Annotated in this window: 15 protein-coding genes; 4 read left to right on the forward strand and 11 right to left on the reverse strand. The window is 31.5% G+C overall.

What is annotated here, in order from left to right; genetic code table 11:
• Nucleotides 1–32: 32 nt before the first annotated feature.
• The 6 genes from gdhA to QZZ48_RS01940 are packed head-to-tail and all read right to left on the reverse strand — an operon-like array spanning nt 33 to nt 9,329.
• Nucleotides 33–1,388: an NADP-specific glutamate dehydrogenase gene (gdhA, locus tag QZZ48_RS01915; RefSeq protein WP_294961280.1), complete on the reverse strand. Its 1,356-nt coding sequence runs from the start codon at nt 1,386–1,388 to the stop codon at nt 33–35.
• A 23-nt stretch (nt 1,389–1,411) separates the two neighbouring features.
• Nucleotides 1,412–3,433, reverse strand: coding sequence for a dynamin family protein (locus QZZ48_RS01920; RefSeq protein WP_294961282.1), 2,022 nt, complete (start codon nt 3,431–3,433; stop codon nt 1,412–1,414).
• Entirely contained in the window at nt 3,426–5,798 is a 2,373-nt protein-coding gene (locus QZZ48_RS01925; protein ID WP_294961285.1) for a dynamin family protein, read from the reverse strand. The genes QZZ48_RS01920 and QZZ48_RS01925 overlap by 8 nt, the downstream gene beginning before the upstream one ends.
• 50 nt (nt 5,799–5,848) lie before the next feature.
• Entirely contained in the window at nt 5,849–6,568 is a 720-nt protein-coding gene (locus tag QZZ48_RS01930) for a fumarate reductase iron-sulfur subunit (RefSeq protein WP_294961287.1), read from the reverse strand.
• Entirely contained in the window at nt 6,568–8,550 is a 1,983-nt protein-coding gene (locus QZZ48_RS01935) for a fumarate reductase flavoprotein subunit (protein ID WP_294961290.1), read from the reverse strand. Before QZZ48_RS01935 ends, QZZ48_RS01930 begins: the two co-directional genes overlap by 1 nt.
• Nucleotides 8,547–9,329, reverse strand: a complete 783-nt coding sequence (locus tag QZZ48_RS01940) for a fumarate reductase cytochrome b subunit (RefSeq protein ID WP_294961292.1) — start codon at nt 9,327–9,329, stop codon at nt 8,547–8,549. The genes QZZ48_RS01935 and QZZ48_RS01940 overlap by 4 nt, the downstream gene beginning before the upstream one ends.
• Before the next feature lie 489 nt (nt 9,330–9,818).
• On the opposite strand from QZZ48_RS01940, the gene QZZ48_RS01945 reads away from it, so the two are divergent.
• Nucleotides 9,819–10,265: a hypothetical protein gene (locus QZZ48_RS01945; RefSeq protein ID WP_294961294.1), complete on the forward strand. Its 447-nt coding sequence runs from the start codon at nt 9,819–9,821 to the stop codon at nt 10,263–10,265.
• 37 nt (nt 10,266–10,302) lie between these two features.
• On the opposite strand, the gene QZZ48_RS01950 is transcribed toward QZZ48_RS01945, so the two are convergent.
• Nucleotides 10,303–10,674, reverse strand: a complete 372-nt coding sequence (locus tag QZZ48_RS01950) for a hypothetical protein (RefSeq protein WP_294961296.1) — start codon at nt 10,672–10,674, stop codon at nt 10,303–10,305.
• A 65-nt stretch (nt 10,675–10,739) separates the two neighbouring features.
• Between QZZ48_RS01950 and QZZ48_RS01955 the strand changes: the two genes are divergently transcribed.
• On the forward strand, nt 10,740–11,135 hold the full coding sequence (locus QZZ48_RS01955) for a rhodanese-like domain-containing protein (RefSeq protein WP_294961297.1): 396 nt from the start codon (nt 10,740–10,742) through the stop codon (nt 11,133–11,135).
• A 66-nt stretch (nt 11,136–11,201) separates the two neighbouring features.
• Here the strand turns inward: QZZ48_RS01955 and QZZ48_RS01960 are convergent, their stop codons facing one another.
• A complete protein-coding gene (locus QZZ48_RS01960) occupies nt 11,202–14,327 on the reverse strand; it encodes an efflux RND transporter permease subunit (RefSeq protein WP_294961299.1) in 3,126 nt (1,041 codons plus the stop codon).
• 3 nt (nt 14,328–14,330) lie between these two features.
• Nucleotides 14,331–14,771 (reverse strand): hypothetical protein, encoded by a 441-nt coding sequence (locus QZZ48_RS01965; RefSeq protein ID WP_294961300.1) that lies wholly within the window; start codon nt 14,769–14,771, stop codon nt 14,331–14,333.
• Nucleotides 14,772–14,838: 67 nt separating this feature from the next.
• Between QZZ48_RS01965 and QZZ48_RS01970 the strand changes: the two genes are divergently transcribed.
• Nucleotides 14,839–15,549, forward strand: a complete 711-nt coding sequence (locus tag QZZ48_RS01970) for a DUF445 domain-containing protein (protein WP_294961303.1) — start codon at nt 14,839–14,841, stop codon at nt 15,547–15,549.
• Here the strand turns inward: QZZ48_RS01970 and QZZ48_RS01975 are convergent.
• Both QZZ48_RS01975 and QZZ48_RS01980 read right to left on the reverse strand, forming a co-directional pair.
• Nucleotides 15,487–15,780 (reverse strand): hypothetical protein, encoded by a 294-nt coding sequence (locus QZZ48_RS01975; RefSeq protein WP_294961307.1) that lies wholly within the window; start codon nt 15,778–15,780, stop codon nt 15,487–15,489. The two genes, QZZ48_RS01970 and QZZ48_RS01975, sit on opposite strands and share 63 nt — an antisense overlap.
• The gene (locus QZZ48_RS01980) at nt 15,780–15,983 is read right to left on the reverse strand and encodes an RNA-binding S4 domain-containing protein (RefSeq protein ID WP_294961309.1); all 204 of its coding nucleotides are present in this window, start codon (nt 15,981–15,983) and stop codon (nt 15,780–15,782) included. Before QZZ48_RS01980 ends, QZZ48_RS01975 begins: the two co-directional genes overlap by 1 nt.
• Nucleotides 15,984–16,438: 455 nt before the next feature.
• Here QZZ48_RS01980 and QZZ48_RS01985 point away from each other — a divergent pair, with 455 nt between their 5' ends.
• On the forward strand, nt 16,439–16,657 hold the full coding sequence (locus tag QZZ48_RS01985) for a cold-shock protein (protein WP_294961311.1): 219 nt from the start codon (nt 16,439–16,441) through the stop codon (nt 16,655–16,657).
• Nucleotides 16,658–16,856 lie beyond the last annotated feature (199 nt).

The raw sequence follows: 16,856 nt of genomic DNA on the forward strand, positions 1-16,856 counted from the left end.
TATCAGTAATTTTTTAATTTAAGATTCCTTACTTAGATTCCCTCAGCAATCATAGCATCTGCGACTTTTTTGAATCCTGCTATATTTGCTCCATCTACATAATTACCTTCAACTCCATAATCTTTGGCAGTCAAAGCAACTCTTTTACAAATTTCTTGCATTACATTTTTTAATTTTGAATCAACTTCTTCAAAGCTCCATTTACTCATAGAAGCATTTTGAGCCATCTCAAATTCACTAACTGCAACACCACCAGCATTTGCAGCTTTTGCAGGAGCAAAGCATATTTTATGAGATAAAAAATCACTAATTGCTTTTGGTGTTGAAGGCATATTTGCACCCTCACTTACACTTACACAACCATTAGTAATAAGGTTTTGAGCGTCAAAGCCATTTAGCTCATTTTGAGTAGCACAAGGAAAAGCAGCATAACATGGGATATCCCAAACAGGATGACCCTCTTCTGGATAATCTGAAACTGGAATATATTTAGCTTCTGGATGTACTTTTATATATTCTTGCAAAGAAGCTCTTTTTTCTAACTTCAACTCTTTAAGAAGTGCTAAATCAACACCTCTAGAGTCATGAATAGTCCCTCTAGAATCAGTACATGTAACAGGAATAGCTCCTAAATGATAAAGTTTTTCTATTGCATGAAGAGCAACATTTCCTGCTCCACTTACAGTACAAATCTTCTCTTTTAAACTCTCTTTACCTTCCATCTCAAGCATAGTTTCTGTAAAGTACACAGTTCCATAACCTGTAGCTTCAGGTCTCATAAGAGATCCTCCAAACATGAAAGGTTTACCTGTTAGAACACCTTCATATGATGAAGTAATCTTTTTATATTCACCAAAAAGATATCCTATTTCTCTTGCACCAACACCAATATCTCCTGCTGGGATATCTATACGAGGTCCAATATATTTGTGAAGTTCAGTCATAAATGCTGAACAAAACTTCATAACTTCAAAGTCACTTTTCCCCTTAGGGTCAAAATCACTTCCACCTTTACCACCACCGATAGGAAGACCAGTAAGTGCATTTTTTAGTATTTGCTCAAAGCCTAAAAATTTAAGTATTCCCTCATTTACAGATGGATGAAAACGAAGTCCACCTTTGTATGGCCCAAGTGCATTGTTAAATTGAACTCTATAACCTGTATTAACCTTGATATTTTGATTATCATCCATCCAAGTTACTTTAAATTTAAAGATTCTATCTGGAACAATAAACCGCTCTAATATTGCATGTTTTTTATATCTATCATCTGCTTCTAAAAGTGGTGCAATAGAGTAAATAACTTCTTCCATCGCCTGATAAAATACTTTATCTTGATCACAGTTACTTGTCTCGAATTTTTTAATTCTATTCTCGGCTATCGTCATTTCATCCTCTTTAAGTGCCTATATTAAATCTTATCATGATATGTTTTTAACATATCTGTCATCTTTATATGACGCTCTTTATGTTGTTGTATCATCTCTTGTCTTTGTTCATTTATACTCTTAAATTCATTAACAAGTCTATCATAATTTTTATTTAAAAATGTATTGTTTGTATTCATCATATTATTAAGCTCATACAAATAAAAACTACTTTGTAATCTATCTTTTATATCCTGTATTATAGGCTGATATAAAGAGAATTTTGCAGGGCTATCTTCATATAATTTTATAGACTGCTCTATACGTTTTTCCAAAGATGCAACACTCATTTCTGTAGCATTTTGATAGTTAAAACTAACAGCACTACTTAAGTGATTAAACTCTGAACTAATCTTTGCATAAGATGCATGTATTTCATCACTAAAAGGTTTTAAAATATTCTCATATGCCTTAGATGCAAACTTACGCATATTGGCAAACTCTATATCAGAGTGCATTGCTTCTGATTTTCTTATAAACTCATAAGGAGATTGCCATTTTTTGATTTTACTGGTTAATAGTTCATAAACTAGAGCATTATTTTCATTAACTTCTATTTGTATCTCTTTTAAATTTCTAACATACTTTTTAAACATTTTTCCAACAATATCATCATCATGAAAAAGTCTTTTATATATTAGATTTGTTTCAATTTTTGCAGCTTGATACTCTACAGCTTCATAAGTCACTTTACTCTTTAGAAAACTACCTTTTTGTTGAGCATATCTCACTCTAGTCTCATTTGTAATGTGGTTATAAATATCATTTGCTATAGTGTCAATAATCTCTTCAATTGAACTATAAGAGCTTTTTAGTTTTTTAGTAAATTTACCTTTTAACTCATCAAACCTTATCTTATACTCATTTTCAAAATCATTTAACTCTTTTTCTAATTCACCATATATATTTAAGAAAAGTTCATGTTGATCTATAAGTTTATTACATATAATTTTTATATCTTTTTTGATAGCAAAATCTTTTGATGAGTTTGCAATAGGTCTTATTTGCTTATCAATAAAATCTAAAACTAGTTCTATGTTTGACTCTTTTAACTCATTTAGGTTTTTGTTTAAATCACTATCTAAAATAGCTTGTACTTCAGACTTATACTTTGCATAAGGTTCTTCCACAAGCTCACCTATTTCTAAAGAGTTTGTAGCCTTTAGTTTTTTTGAGAGTGATTTTAAAAACTCGTCTAACTCATCTTCTATCAAAATATTCTTATCATGACTTCTTGAATCTAAGGCTTGCTTAGCAGAGATAGGTATTACTTCACTAAAGTACTCACTAAATCTATCTTTTACATAAAGTGTAGTTTGAGATATCTCCTCAGTAGTGAATTTATCTTTTTGATTTAGTACACAAAGAGATTTATTTTGATACTCATTTAAATACTCATCTAAAACCTTTGCTTCACTCAATTTACCTGCATTATCAATTAATGAAAGCCAGATTATTCCATCTACTTCTTTTAAAACTTTTTGAGTAGTTGTTGTGTCTGTGTTGGCTTGAGAATTTAGACCAGGAGTATCTACAAAAACTACATCTTTTAAAAGCTCTAGTGGAGCATAAAGAGTTAAATATTCTATTTCTTGTACCACCTCACGCTGATCAGTAAACTTAGAAATATTTTCAACACTTTGATATTCATCTCGTCCATCTTTATATCTAATACGAATTTTTAACTCATCCGCATATCTTATGTAGTTTACTTTAGATGTTACAGGCGTTATTCCAGTTGGAAGGATATTTTTTGAAAGAAGTGCATTTAAAAAAGTTGATTTACCACTTGAAAATTGGCCAGTAATTGCAACTTTCATCGGTTCTTTTGCTCTTATTTCAAGTTTTAAAAGAGCTTCTTTTAACTCTTTACTTGATGACATATTTTCATCAAGCATTGTATAACTTGTCTTTTTTATTAAACCAAGAAGATTCTCATCAAACTCTGGAACGACCTCAATAAACTTTGCTTTATACGAAGCAATAAATAAATCTAATTTACTCATGAGTTTTTCCTAAATAAGTTAAATCATCTTTTACTTTATCAATAAGCATAACTTTTTGCTCAATTATAGATAATCTTTTTGAAGTATCAAATGATTTATCTTGTACTCTTTGTTTGGCCTTGTTAATATTTTCTTCTTTTGTTTGCATCTCAAACTCTATCTCTTTGAGAGGTTTTTTACATGTAAGTTCAAACTGATTTACTAAATCTATATTTATTTTTTGTGCTTTGTCATCAAACTTACTATAAAGTTCATCAAAAGCTTGAATAAAGAAAGCTTCACACTTTTTATCAATACCCTCTATATCTTTTTTAGAAGCTGATTTTATTGCAGCATTAACTTGCTCTATAAGTATAAGATTACTATTTACTAGATTTAAGTCACTAAAGTGTTTTTGGAAAAACTCTTTTGCATCTTCTGTATTATTATTTGAGTCAATAAAACCTTCGAAATCCCTTTGTATCTTTTCAAAAGAATCTTGCATCCTCTTTTGAAATTGATATCTATAATCTCTAAGCATATCTATAAAGCCATCTTTTATACCTGTTTCTATGATAGATGCTATTCTGCTCTCTTGTGGTTTAGTCTTATTTTTTCTTAATTCGTAAGAAACATCGTCTATAACTCTTCTTTTAACTACTGTTTTAAGTGATATCATTTTATTTTTAGAAATATTTTTAAGTGTTGAGAAGTAACTAATTAACTCATCCTTAGCCTGATCTATATCTTGATTTAGTTTTGTTATTTTAGTTTTTATTTCTACTATATCTTCTTGATATTTATTATATTCATTTTCAATCTCACTAGCACTTTTACCTAGTAAATCTTTTTCTATTTGTAATGTATTTTTAGATATATTAGCTATGCCCACTAACTCTTTTGTGTTTGATTCTATTACAAGCTGAGCTTTTTGTGAATTATCTCCAAAAAGTACATCACTTAAATAATTTTCTATATTGGAGATTCCTGTTTTTTCAATAGGATAGCCTAACCTTGTAGCTTCTTCACCCTCACCTATTCTATGCATAAGTGCCATTTTTCCAGCGATTGGAATAAAGTCGATCTTGTCTATGATGGAATTAAACTGAGCTTCTTTATTTAAACTTTGTAGTTTTGTTTTTATACTTGATTTTGTATACTCTATAACTTCGTCTAGTTCTTTTGTACTTACTGTATCTATTCTTGTTATTACTATTAAGAGTCGGGCAATGCTTTGATAAAGAAGTGTATCTACTATAAACTCTATGTCTTTTTGAGTAGCTGATTGATTTACATTCATTAGATGACACATTAGGTCACACTCAAAAAGATAACCTTTTGTAATCTCTTCTCTTTGTATTACAGGATCATCTAAACCTGGAGTGTCAACTATTTCAACTCCATTTTGTACAAATTTTAAATCTGTATACAACTCAACACTCTTAACTAAATTACATTTTTTGTCTGAATGTTCTGCGGAAGTATATGATGGAAGTTCATCTATATTTATCTCTGCGCTAAAACCATCTTCTGTAATAAATGATTCTAGATTATCTTTAAAATATTTTTTTGTTTCTTGAACAAATGGTTTCATGCTCTCAAGCGTTAAAGCACTTTTTTCTATATTTTGCCACTCTTTTGTTGTCCAAAAATTAACTTTTGCACTTGGAGTTTTAGCATGTTTGATAATACTTAAGTTCGCTGTTTCAGGAACAACAGAAGTTCCCAATATCTCTTTTCCCAACAAAGCGTTAAGAAGTGTTGATTTACCAGCATTCATAACACCAGTTATACCAATAGAGAATTTCTCATTTCTTATTTTTTGAGGTATTATTGATAATCTTTCATTTAGACTTTCATCTTCAACAGCATTTTTTAGATTATCTACTGCTGTACAAAGAGAGTTAATTGCACTTTCAAAGAAGTTTGAACCACTCTCAGCTTTTATAACATGGATTGGTTTAATCTTTTCTTCTTTTGACTCTATTAAAGCGAGTAAACTTATAAGTCGTCTACTAGTTTCATAACCTATAATATTTTCTTTTCGTAATATATCTAATCTTTGTTCTATCTCTTGGTTTAGCTCAATATTTCCATTTGAACTTAGGAAAAAAAGAAGCTCTTTTTGAATGTATTGAACACTCTGTTTATCCCATTCTTCAAGGCCAACAAGAAACTCCATAGCTTCTCTTGCTTCACTAATAGTTGAAAAATTATCAATATTTAAGGGGGTTACTATGAGTAAAATTGAAGCATAATCACAAAAGGTCTCTTGATTTGAGTCTAATGTAGAGGTTAAAAAGGTTTTAATATCACCAAAACTAGAAAATATTTGTTTTGCATCTTCTTCCCAAGTAAGAAGAAAAAAGTCATTGATTATGTGCATAGGCTCTCTTTGTGGAGGATAACAAATTAATGTTATCCTGTATGGAAGTTTTAACGAAGTGCTACAAGTTTACGTCGCATGAAAGCAATTTTACTTTGCAGAGGTAAATGTTTAGGACAGTTGTCTTCACAAGCAACTAGTGACATACAACCAAATATACCATTGTCATCACCAACTAACTCATAATAATCTTCGTCAGTTCTATTATCATGTGGATCAGCGTAGAATCTTGCGACTCTGTTTAGTCCAACAGCACCAACAAAGTCTGGACGCATAAGTTTTGTTCCACAAGCAGCAACACAAATACCACACTCAATACAACGATCTATTTCAAAAACTTCTTCTGCAATTTTTGGATCAGATGGAGCTTCGAGTTTTGAAATATCAACTTCTTCATTTGTATGAATCCAGCTCTCTACGCGCTTACTCATATCATTCATCCAGTTACCAGTATCTACAGATAAATCTTTTAAAAGTTTAAAAGCGGGCATTGGGAATAGTTCAAGTACACCATCGTCATAATCTTTAGTAAGAGTACGACATGCAAGTTGAGGAGTACCATTTACCATCATTCCACAACTTCCACAGATACCTGCACGACACACAAAGTCAAAAGATAAATCAGGATCCATAGTTTCTCTAATCTTGCTAAGAGCAATAAATAGAGTCATACCTTCAGTTTCTTCTAATTTATACTCAACCATATGTGGTTTTGAAACCACTGAATTTGGATTATACTTCAGTGCTTTTATAGTTACAGTTCTGCTCATTATTTATCTCCAAGTCTTTCGTTTAGTGCTTTAAAAAGTGGTTGTAATTCAAAAGGCATTAACGCATCTTGAATTTCAATTCTATCTTTACCATCTGCTTCCATCTCTTCGCGCTTTTTGTCAACTTCTTCTTGACGTTTAACACTTAGTTCATTCTCAATCATCATACCTTTGGCACCATAACCACGAAATGCTGGAGGCATTTCCATTTTCATAATATCTAAGTCTTCATAAGATAAAGTTGGTAAAGTATCACCTTCATTCCATGTAGCAAGAGTTCTTTTTAACCAGTTAGCATCATCACGTTTTAGGTAATCTTCTCTATAGTGAGCACCACGACTCTCTTTTCTCTCTAAGGCACCAAGTGCTACACAAAGAGAAAGTTTAAGCATCATTGGAACTCTGTACGCTTCTTCAAGTTGAGGATTAGCAGTTAGAGTTTTTGATTCTATTTTAACATCAAGTGATTTTTTATATAGTTCTTCTAATTTTTGCACAGCTTCGCTAAGACCTTCTTCATCACGGAAAATCGCAACCTTGTCCCACATAATAGCTTTCATTTCATTTTTGATTTCAAAGATATCATTAGTACCTTCTTTTTCAAGAAGATCGTTCATATATTTTGTTTTATCATCAATACTAGCTTGAAGAGTTTTTGAGCTAATGTCTATATCATGTGAAGCACAAAAATCAGCAAAATAATCTCCAACAATCATACCAGCAACAACAGTTTCACTTACTGAGTTTCCACCAAGTCTATTAAAACCGTGCATATCCCAACAAGCTGCTTCTCCACATGAGAAAAGTCCATCTAGTTTTTGAGACTCACCAGTAGGTTTTGTTCTGATTCCACCCATAGAGTAATGTTGCATTGGAAGAACTGGAGCCCAGCCTTTTGGACCTTCATCTGCAGGATCAATTCCATTAAAAATTTCACAAATTTCTTGAACATCACGAAGATTTTTCTCAATATGTTCACGACCTAAGATAGAAATATCTAACCATAAGTGATCGCCATAAGGAGATTTAACACCTTTACCATTTCTAATATGCTCAAGCATACGACGACTTACAACGTCACGAGATGCAAGCTCTTTTTTCTCAGGTTCATAGTCTGGCATAAAACGGTAACCATCAACATCTCTAAGAATACCACCATCTCCACGACAACCTTCAGTAAGAAGAATTCCAGATGGAACAATTGGAGTTGGGTGAAATTGTACAGCTTCCATATTTCCAAGTGTTGCTATTCCAGTTTCAAGAGCGATAGCCGCACCGATACCTTCACAAATAACAGCATTTGTAGTTTGCTTATAAAGTCTTCCGTATCCACCAGTTGCTATTAGTGTACCTTTAGCAACATAAGCAGTTAATTCACCAGTAACTAAGTCTCTTACGATAGCACCATAACAACGATTGTTTTCATGGATAAGAGAGATAGCTTCTTTTCTATCTTCAATATTTACATTATGTTTTAAAGCTTCATTAGCAACACCAAAAAGCATAGTATGCCCTGTAGCATCTGCTGTATAACAAGTTCTCCACTTTTTAGTTCCACCAAAGTCACGAGAATGGATATAACCATGTACTTCATCATCTTCAACTAGAGTTGTTCTCTCAGCATTCATAACAACTTCTCTTGGACCTTTTGTTATTCTTGTCCAAGGAACACCCCAAGCAGCCAATTGGCGAATTGCTTTTGGTGCAGTAGTAACGAACATACGAGCAACTTCTTGATCACAGCCCCAGTCACTACCTTTTACAGTATCTGCAAAGTGAACATCTTCATTATCACCTCTACTCATTTTAGAATTACCTAAACTAGCTTGCATACCACCTTGAGCAGCAGCTGAATGAGAACGCTTAACAGGAACAAGACTTAAAACTGTTGTACTTAAACCTTTTGACTGACTAGCAACTGCAGCTCTTAGACCTGCTAGTCCACCACCGATTACTAATGCATCGCAATATTTTACATTCATGCTGTTACCTCTGTGTTTGCGTTATAAATTTTTTCTATTTGTGTAGTTGGATGATATTTTTCACCAGCATTATCTGAATGATCCATACCAATTTTTAAGTATGCTAAAAGAGTAGTAAGACCAAGAACTAGGAAAAATATTGTTATAGTCCATTTAACTTTTTTCAAAGTTTTTCTTGTTTCTTTTGAATTTTCACCTTCGAACCATCCCCATTTAATACAAAGACGATAAAGACCAATACTTCCGTGTAATTCTACAGCGAAAAGAAGCATAAGATAAAAAGGCCATAGTGTTAACATTCTGTCGCCTGAACCGTATGGTCCAATTGAGCCTGGTTGAGTTAACATTAAGAACAGGTGAGCTGAACCAAGGAAGAACATTGAAAAACCAGTAACGGCTTGAATAAACCACATACTAGTTTCATCATGTTTCATCATTTTCATATGAGTTCTGTATACTTGCCACTGTCTAAAGCTTGCAGGAAGTTTTCTCATACCCATAGCAGCATGAACAATAAATATAATGAAGACTACAGCAACAGCAAGAGATACTAACCCTGGCTTAGGCTCTTCAAAGAACATACTACCTTCCATAAACTTAGTAAGAGAATACATAAAGTCTTTGCTTATCAAAATAGTTGATACAAAAAACATATGCCCCCACATAAATAAACCTAAAAACAATCCTGTTGCACTTTGTATATAATCTAACTTAGCTGGTAGTCTACTTTTTTTACCATCCACAGACTTGCCTAAAAAACCTTCAATTAGGTTGCTCACTCTATTTCCTTTTCATTGCCACGCAAATGCGATATAACACTTCTAAAAGCCATCTATAAATTACCTATAAATTTATATTTTATGCTAATACAATTAAAACCCAAATTGTGCAATAAAGATAAATATCTTCATTGCACAACCCAAACAAAATAAAATCTCACAGTTATATCAAATTTTTAACATAAAAAGAGAGATTTAATTGCGTAAATTATATCCATCATTATCAAAAACTTAACTTAAGTCCTAATGGAAATTTGGATATATAATGATTATTATTTCTTATAATACACATATTCATTTTTCTTATGCTCTAGGCGTTTGTAGAACAATATAAAAAGTATTAAAAATCTCTTTATTGCCTATTAAATTATGTTCCTTTTTTTTTGCCATTTATATCCTTTTATAATTTTATTTATGCAAGAATTTTATACCTCCAAGATGACTTAAAAGTTACTTTTTGATATAAAGCAATCTTGTTTAGTTAATCTTATGCTAAAATTCAAAAAAAAAGGACTAGCCATCACTTACACAATTATTCATACAATTCACATTTTCTCAGTATTTATATATGGAGGTTTTTTATTTATAGATATATTGTTTATATCTAAGATGCCACAAACTCTAAGCCCAGAAGAGAATACAAAAGCTAGAGAAGCAATTATGATGCATGTTAGAAAGGTTGTTCCTAAAGCTCTTATTGTAGCTGTCGCAACTGGCCTTTATATGTTTTTTCAAGTATTTGGAGAAATTTCGGATAGTGGAATGACAAGCTTTCAAATACTACTTAGCATAAAAGCTTCTTTGGGACTCTGTTTAGGATTTAGAGGAATCAATCAAGTATTTTTTGGAATTCAGCCATGGGTATTTAAGAAGCATTATTTCCCATTTACTTTAGTTGTAATGATTATTTTATTGTCACAATTTATGTACCTATAAAATTAAGAGATTCTTATCTCTTAATTAAGGAATAAAACTATTCCCACTCATCATATTTAGCATTAGTATGTTTATCTTTTTTGTATCTTCTAGCATTTTTACTTTTATCCAATTGGTTTGAACTATACAAAATATCATCTTTTATATCTTCTACACTTTTTTCACTATCTTTAAATGCTATCATTTTTTTAACAAGCTTTTGCAAGTCTTGTAACTCACCTTTATATAAAGCAATCTCTTCAACTCTATTTAAAACTTTAAGAGCATTATCTATTTTTTTGATGAAGCCGGGCATTGACAATTGAGGTGTATTATTGAGATAAGATATTATACTATTATGAAATCTCTCTAAAGATCTTATATATCTAAGTCTATTTGAGTTTTCTATAGCTTTAGTAGATGCTGCCATGTTATGCCTATTATTTAATTATCGTTGGTATAATTATACACTTAAATTACCATATGGAGAACAACTTGAGAAAAATATTACTATCATTAATGATTTTAAGCCTAACACTCTTTGCATCTATGAGTAACCAATACCCTTCACAAAAGATTTTAGACTCTAAAATCCCTATTGTTGATATACGTACACCAGGTGAATGGAAAGAAACAGGATTAGCAAAAGGTGCAATCCCAATAATGTTCTTTGATGAAAAAGGTGCATATAACGTAAATGCATTTTTAGATGAGTTAAATAAGAAAGTAGATACTAAGAAATCTTTTGCCATTATCTGCAGAACTGGAAATAGAACTAAAATGGTAGCAAATTTTTTATCAAAAGATCTTGGTTATGATGTTATCAATCTTCAAGGTGGTATGGTTTACTTTAAAGCAAGTAAGTTACCAATAGTTCCTTATAAGAAATAATGAGCTTTTTAAAATTTCTTTTTCATTTCACAATAAGAGTTATAATCTTCTTCGGAATTATATCTCTTATTGTTTTTCTACTATGGGGTGCTTTATATCTTGCTTTCTTGAAAGAGGCTTGATATCATTTACCAAAGCATAAAGAGTTGGTAAGTATAAAAGATTTAAAAAAGTACCCCACACTAAACCAAAACTCAAAGAGACCGCGATAGGCTGTAAAATAACAGCTTGTCCAGTTGCATAAAATACTAGAGTAAATAATCCTAAAAATGTAGTCACAGAAGTAATAACAATAGGACGAAGTCTAAGTTTTGCTCTTGTAAAAAAATCTTTTGTCTCATGCGTTCCATGTAAGAAATCAAGCATTATAATTCCATCATTAATTACAACACCTGCAAGTCCAAGTATTCCTATTACAGAGGGCATACTAAGGTTTATTCCAAGTAGTTTATGTCCCACTAAAGCACCTAAAGCAGATAGTGGTATTACACTCATTACCATTAATACATATTTGATTTTTGAAAAAATTAGAAGTAGTGTTAAAAAGATTAAAAATACTGCTAAAAATAGAGCATTTTTCATATCCTCTTTAAGTTGTTTCTTTTTCTCTTTTTCTCCAAGAAGATTTACCTCTATGCCAGAGTCTCGAATCTCATCAAGTTCAGGTTTAATACTTTCTAAAACCTCTGTTGGAGTAATTATTCTCTTATCTACACTCGCATAAACTGTTTTTACAATACTTCCGTTTAGCTTATCTATCTTTTCATAATCTTGAATCTGGATTATAGTAGAGACATCCGTAAGTTTTACATATCTACCATCATCAAGAGCTATGCTGAAATCTAAAAGAGTGTCAGTACTATCTTTTGCACTATCTCTAGTTTTTATCTCCATTACACCGCGTTCATTAAAAGTAGTTGATTGTTTCTTCTCTAAAAAGTATGTACTTAAAACTCTAGCTATAGATGCTTCACTAAGACCTAAACTCTCACCATAAGAGTTTATCTTTATCTTATACTCCATCTTTCCATATCGAATATTATTACTAAAGTTTTTGATACCTTCTAGTTTTGATATTGATCCTTCTAGTTTCTTCACCGCCTTTTCAAGCTTGACATCATTACTACCGGAGAGATTTATCTGAATATCACTTCTTATAAGTCCTGGCTTATCTTCCATAACTCCAAGATTTACCATCTTGTACTTCTCTTTAAAAGGCATCACCAGTTCTTTAGCTCTAGGTGATAATTCAAAAGTCTGCTTTTGTCTTATCTTCTCAGGATTATTAAAATCAAAACTAAAGTTTAGTACCGGACTTACATATTTATTTATCCAACTTGTCTCTTCTCTATCGTAAAGTTCCATGGTGATAAAGAAAACGCTATTGTTTCTTTGTGTATCACCAGATAGACTTCTTCGATATCCACTTGTTGAAGAGATAGATTTTAGTGAAAATTCTTGGGAATGTTTCATCATTTCTGTTTGTATTTCACTTGCGATTTTAAATGTATCTTCTAATGGAGTATTGATATCCATCTTACCTGATATATAAAGATTATTACCATCAAAATTTGGAAAGAACTGAAACCTCATAGACTTTGCAGTTAACACAGTTACTATAGGGATAAGAATAACAAATAAAATTAGAAATGTTTTTTTATACTCTATGAAAAAAGAGAGTGTTCTTCCATAAAGTTCTTGAAATGGTTTCCAATCAACCATGTTATTACTTTTTTTAAGGAACTCAGATGCATGAAGAGGTAAAAAGATAAAACTCTCTAGAAGTGAACCTAAAAGAATCATAACAACAACTATAGGTATAAGTATTAGAAATAGAGCTATTTCTCCATTTAACATAAACATAGGAAGAAAAGCTGCTACCGTTGATACAGTAGCAAGTGAAACTGGAAGAATCATCTCTTTTACACCAAGCATTGCAGCTTCACTGTTTTCCATCCCCTCATCTATGTGACGTTGGATGTTTTCACTTACAACAATGGCATCATCAACGACAATACCAATAACTATAAGTGCTCCAAGAAGCGAAACAATATTTATAGAATATCCCATATAGTATATAAATAACAAACCTATTATAAATGAAAATGGAATACCTAAAGCGACTATAATTGCTATTCTAAGATTAATCAGAATGTACATAGACAAAAACACTAAAATAAGCCCAAACATTAGGTTTGAGATTACTGTATTTAGTCTACTCTCAACTGGTTTGGATGTATCTTGATAAAAATTAAAGATAACCTTGGGATAACTTTTTTGTAGTTTTTTTGTATATTTTCTAAGCTGTGCTGAGAGTGCAATAGAATCACCAACTTCACCTTTTGATATAACAAGAGTAAGAGTTTGTTTATTGTTAAAAGATGCTAAGGTATCTGTTTGAGGGTATTCTATCTTTACCGTAGCGATATCTTTTAATTTAATATATTTACCATCTATATTAAGGACACTATCCTCCCATTCAGATACATCAGCTTTACCATTTGCAGTTGAGAGGTATACAAAATTTCCTCGCTCTTCTATATCTCCAACAGGAAATATATATGAAAGGTCAGAGATTGCTTTAAGTACACTTGCATGTTTTAGCTCATAAGCTAAAACAGCTTGTGAGTCTACTCTTATAGAGACTTCTTTTTTTGAGTCTCCACGTATAAGTATCTCACTAATATTTTTCACTCTAGAGATTTTTATTTTTATCTCTTTTGCTATAGCTGTAAGCTCACCTTTACTCATCTCATCTGAAGATAGTGACAACTTTATAAGAGAGCGAGTCTTATCCAAAATTCTTGCAACAGGTTCATTCATATCAGAAGGAAGGTACTGTCTTGTAAGTGCAATAGAATCTTTTACACGAGAGAGTACATTTGTTTTATTTACACTTTCATTTAATGTTAAAATGATTGCAAAAGCACCAGGAGTAATAGTTGTCTCAGTTTTATCTATACCATTAATATTACTTAGTTCTTCTTCAATATCACGAACTGCCATCTTATCCATAACTGTTGCACTAGCACCACTATAAGCACCGCGAACACTTATCTTATCAAGCTCAACATTTGGAAATAGTTCTTTTGGAATGTTTACATAAGCATTAAAGCCCATATACGCTAAAAATACCAATAGCATATAGTTTAGGCGTTTATTGACTAAAAAATACTTTATAAAACCTGTCATAGTTTACAAAAGTGACTTAATTACGTTACTTACACCTTGGTGCAAATTGTAGTGTGAAATTGGAAAGTCAAGAATTTCATCTTCTAAGTTTACGTTATAGTGACCAAGATAATCACCCAATATTTTTAGATCTATATCTGTTTTAGATTCATCTTCAAGCTTGTTTGATCTTTGAATTTTAAAAGCCAAAGATTTAAGGCTTACAAAATCACTCCATTTAAAAAACAATTCTGGTGTTAATTCTTCTACAATTACACCTTCTGGATTATATAGTTGTTTAGCGTCTCTTAAAGGTATAAGAATACTTAGTATAGCTTCTGCAAAAGGAACAACTTTCTCGCTCCAAAAAGCTTGCTCATTTCTTGACTCTAGTTCTTTTGCTAAAACCTCTGTTATTTCATTTATCTCTGCATTTTTAAAAAGTTCGTAACTCTCTTTTTTCATAAGTTATCCTCTGTTTGCTATATTTGATATTTTAAGTATAATCTCGCTTTTAAACTAGGAGATTATATTGAAATTAAATAAAAGTTTTATTACTCATTTTATTGCCGTTATTTTAACAGCTTTATCATTTGTTCTACCTAACGAGCAGAGTTCATTGCTTCTTTATTCCGGTCTTTTTGCTCTATCTGGTGCATTGACTAACCAGTTAGCAATCCATATGCTTTTTGAAAAAATTCCCTTCCTTTATGGCTCAGGTGTCATTCCTGCAAGATTTGAAGCTTTTAAAGAGTCTATTAAAAACCTTATGATGAATGAGTTTTTTACGAAAGATCAATTAGGTGATTTTTTTAAGAATGAAGAAAAAAAGATAGATTTAGAACCAATCATACATGAAACTGATTTTTCACCTGCATTTGATGCACTGAGTAAAACTGTCATGGAATCATCATTTGGCGGTATGCTTGGAATGTTTGGCGGAGAAAGTGCATTAGATGCTCTTCGTGAACCATTTTCTATTAAAATGAAAGCAGCTGTAGCAAAAATAGTATCTTCAAATGCATTTAATCAAACATTAGAGCTACATATGAAAAGTTCATCATTGAGTAATGATATGCTGAGTTCTATAGAAAATGTCATAGATGCAAGGTTAAATGAGCTAACTCCACAAATCGTAAAAGAGATAGTTCAAGAATTAATTAAAAAGCATCTAGACTGGTTAGTTGTTTGGGGTGGAGTTTTTGGTGGACTGATAGGACTTATTAGCTCTTTTATTCTCTAACTCCATATCTACCATTTTTAGTTTATCATCAAGCGGATATATTTTTCTTGCTTGTTTGATATCTTGTATTGCTTTATCTAAATCCAACTCTTTTGAGTGAATATCTATATTTAAGAACTTCTGATGAAGCTCTTTTAAAGAAGTTTGTTTAACTTTATCATCTGCATTAAGTATGTTTAAATTAATATATACAATACTAAATGCTAGAAGAAAGCTAAAAATAGTTTTCACTATACTACTTCAACCGTAACTTCAGCTATCTTGATAATATCACCTGAAACTATTTTAGCTCTTTTTCTAAACTCAACTTCTCCATTTCGTTTAGCATACCCATCTGCAATCAATAACTTGGCATGTGCACCACTGTCAACTAAGTCTAAAACTTTTAATAGTTTAAACAGTTCTATATAATCATCTTTTAATTCAAACTTCATAATTTACCTACTTTTATTTAATGACGCAATCATAGCCAAATTTATTTTATTATAGATGCACAAGTAAGTATTAGCTTACAAATGGACTAACTAAATATCCACCAACAAGAACGACAACGAAAGTGTAAAAAAGTTGTATCTCAACTATTTCTATAAATGTCTTTAACATGTCCTACCTCCAAACTTTCCTATATATAATAGAAAATTCAAATTTATACAGAGTAATTAACTCTGCTATTACTATATATATCGGCAATATGAAAAAAATATGAAAAATTTATATTTATTGCATATTTTTTTAAAATATAAGATATAATACTTTTGATGATAAGATGAGGTTCGAGTTCATCTTTAGTGTGTAATTCAGTGCTATGCTCAATTGTGACCCTAAAGACTCTCCAAATTTTGACTCCACTTCTCTCACGAAGTGATATTTTAATACAAGAGGTTTTGCAATGGCAGAATTACTAGACGGTTCAGTTAAATGGTTTAATGAAGAAAAAGGTTATGGATTTATCCAACAAGATAATGGCGGACAAGATGTATTTGTACATTTTCGTCAAGTAAACCACTCAGGTGGTGGTCGTGTTTCTCTTGCTGAAGGGCAAAAAGTAACATACGAAGTAGGCGAAGGTCAAAAAGGCCCTCAAGCTGAAAACGTAACACCTCTCTAGTAACATCTTTGCAGGCTTTTAGCCTGCACTTCTTCAAATACTTGTAAACATTCACTCTTTACACTTTTTTAACACTTTATTTTTCAATAATCACTTTATCAATCGCCAATTCCAACAACAAGTGCAATTTCCACCTAAATTAGCTAGCTAATCTTTTACTCATTTCACTGAAAAACACTTCATACGGAGTTTTGTATTT

Source organism: Sulfurimonas sp. (assembly GCF_016744025.1).
In the GTDB taxonomy this organism is placed as follows: domain Bacteria; phylum Campylobacterota; class Campylobacteria; order Campylobacterales; family Sulfurimonadaceae; genus Sulfurimonas.

Coding starts and splice junctions, on each gene's coding strand:
- gdhA (WP_294961280.1), bottom strand. CDS start 1,388: ATGACGATAGCCGAGAATAGAATTAAAAAATTCGAGACAAGTAACTGT.
- QZZ48_RS01935 (WP_294961290.1), bottom strand. CDS start 8,550: ATGAATGTAAAATATTGCGATGCATTAGTAATCGGTGGTGGACTAGCA.
- QZZ48_RS01980 (WP_294961309.1), bottom strand. CDS start 15,983: ATGAAGTTTGAATTAAAAGATGATTATATAGAACTGTTTAAACTATTA.
- QZZ48_RS01920 (WP_294961282.1), bottom strand. CDS start 3,433: ATGAGTAAATTAGATTTATTTATTGCTTCGTATAAAGCAAAGTTTATT.
- QZZ48_RS01945 (WP_294961294.1), top strand. CDS start 9,819: ATGCTAAAATTCAAAAAAAAAGGACTAGCCATCACTTACACAATTATT.
- QZZ48_RS01985 (WP_294961311.1), top strand. CDS start 16,439: ATGGCAGAATTACTAGACGGTTCAGTTAAATGGTTTAATGAAGAAAAA.
- QZZ48_RS01950 (WP_294961296.1), bottom strand. CDS start 10,674: ATGGCAGCATCTACTAAAGCTATAGAAAACTCAAATAGACTTAGATAT.
- QZZ48_RS01925 (WP_294961285.1), bottom strand. CDS start 5,798: ATGCACATAATCAATGACTTTTTTCTTCTTACTTGGGAAGAAGATGCA.
- QZZ48_RS01930 (WP_294961287.1), bottom strand. CDS start 6,568: ATGAGCAGAACTGTAACTATAAAAGCACTGAAGTATAATCCAAATTCA.
- QZZ48_RS01965 (WP_294961300.1), bottom strand. CDS start 14,771: ATGAAAAAAGAGAGTTACGAACTTTTTAAAAATGCAGAGATAAATGAA.
- QZZ48_RS01960 (WP_294961299.1), bottom strand. CDS start 14,327: ATGACAGGTTTTATAAAGTATTTTTTAGTCAATAAACGCCTAAACTAT.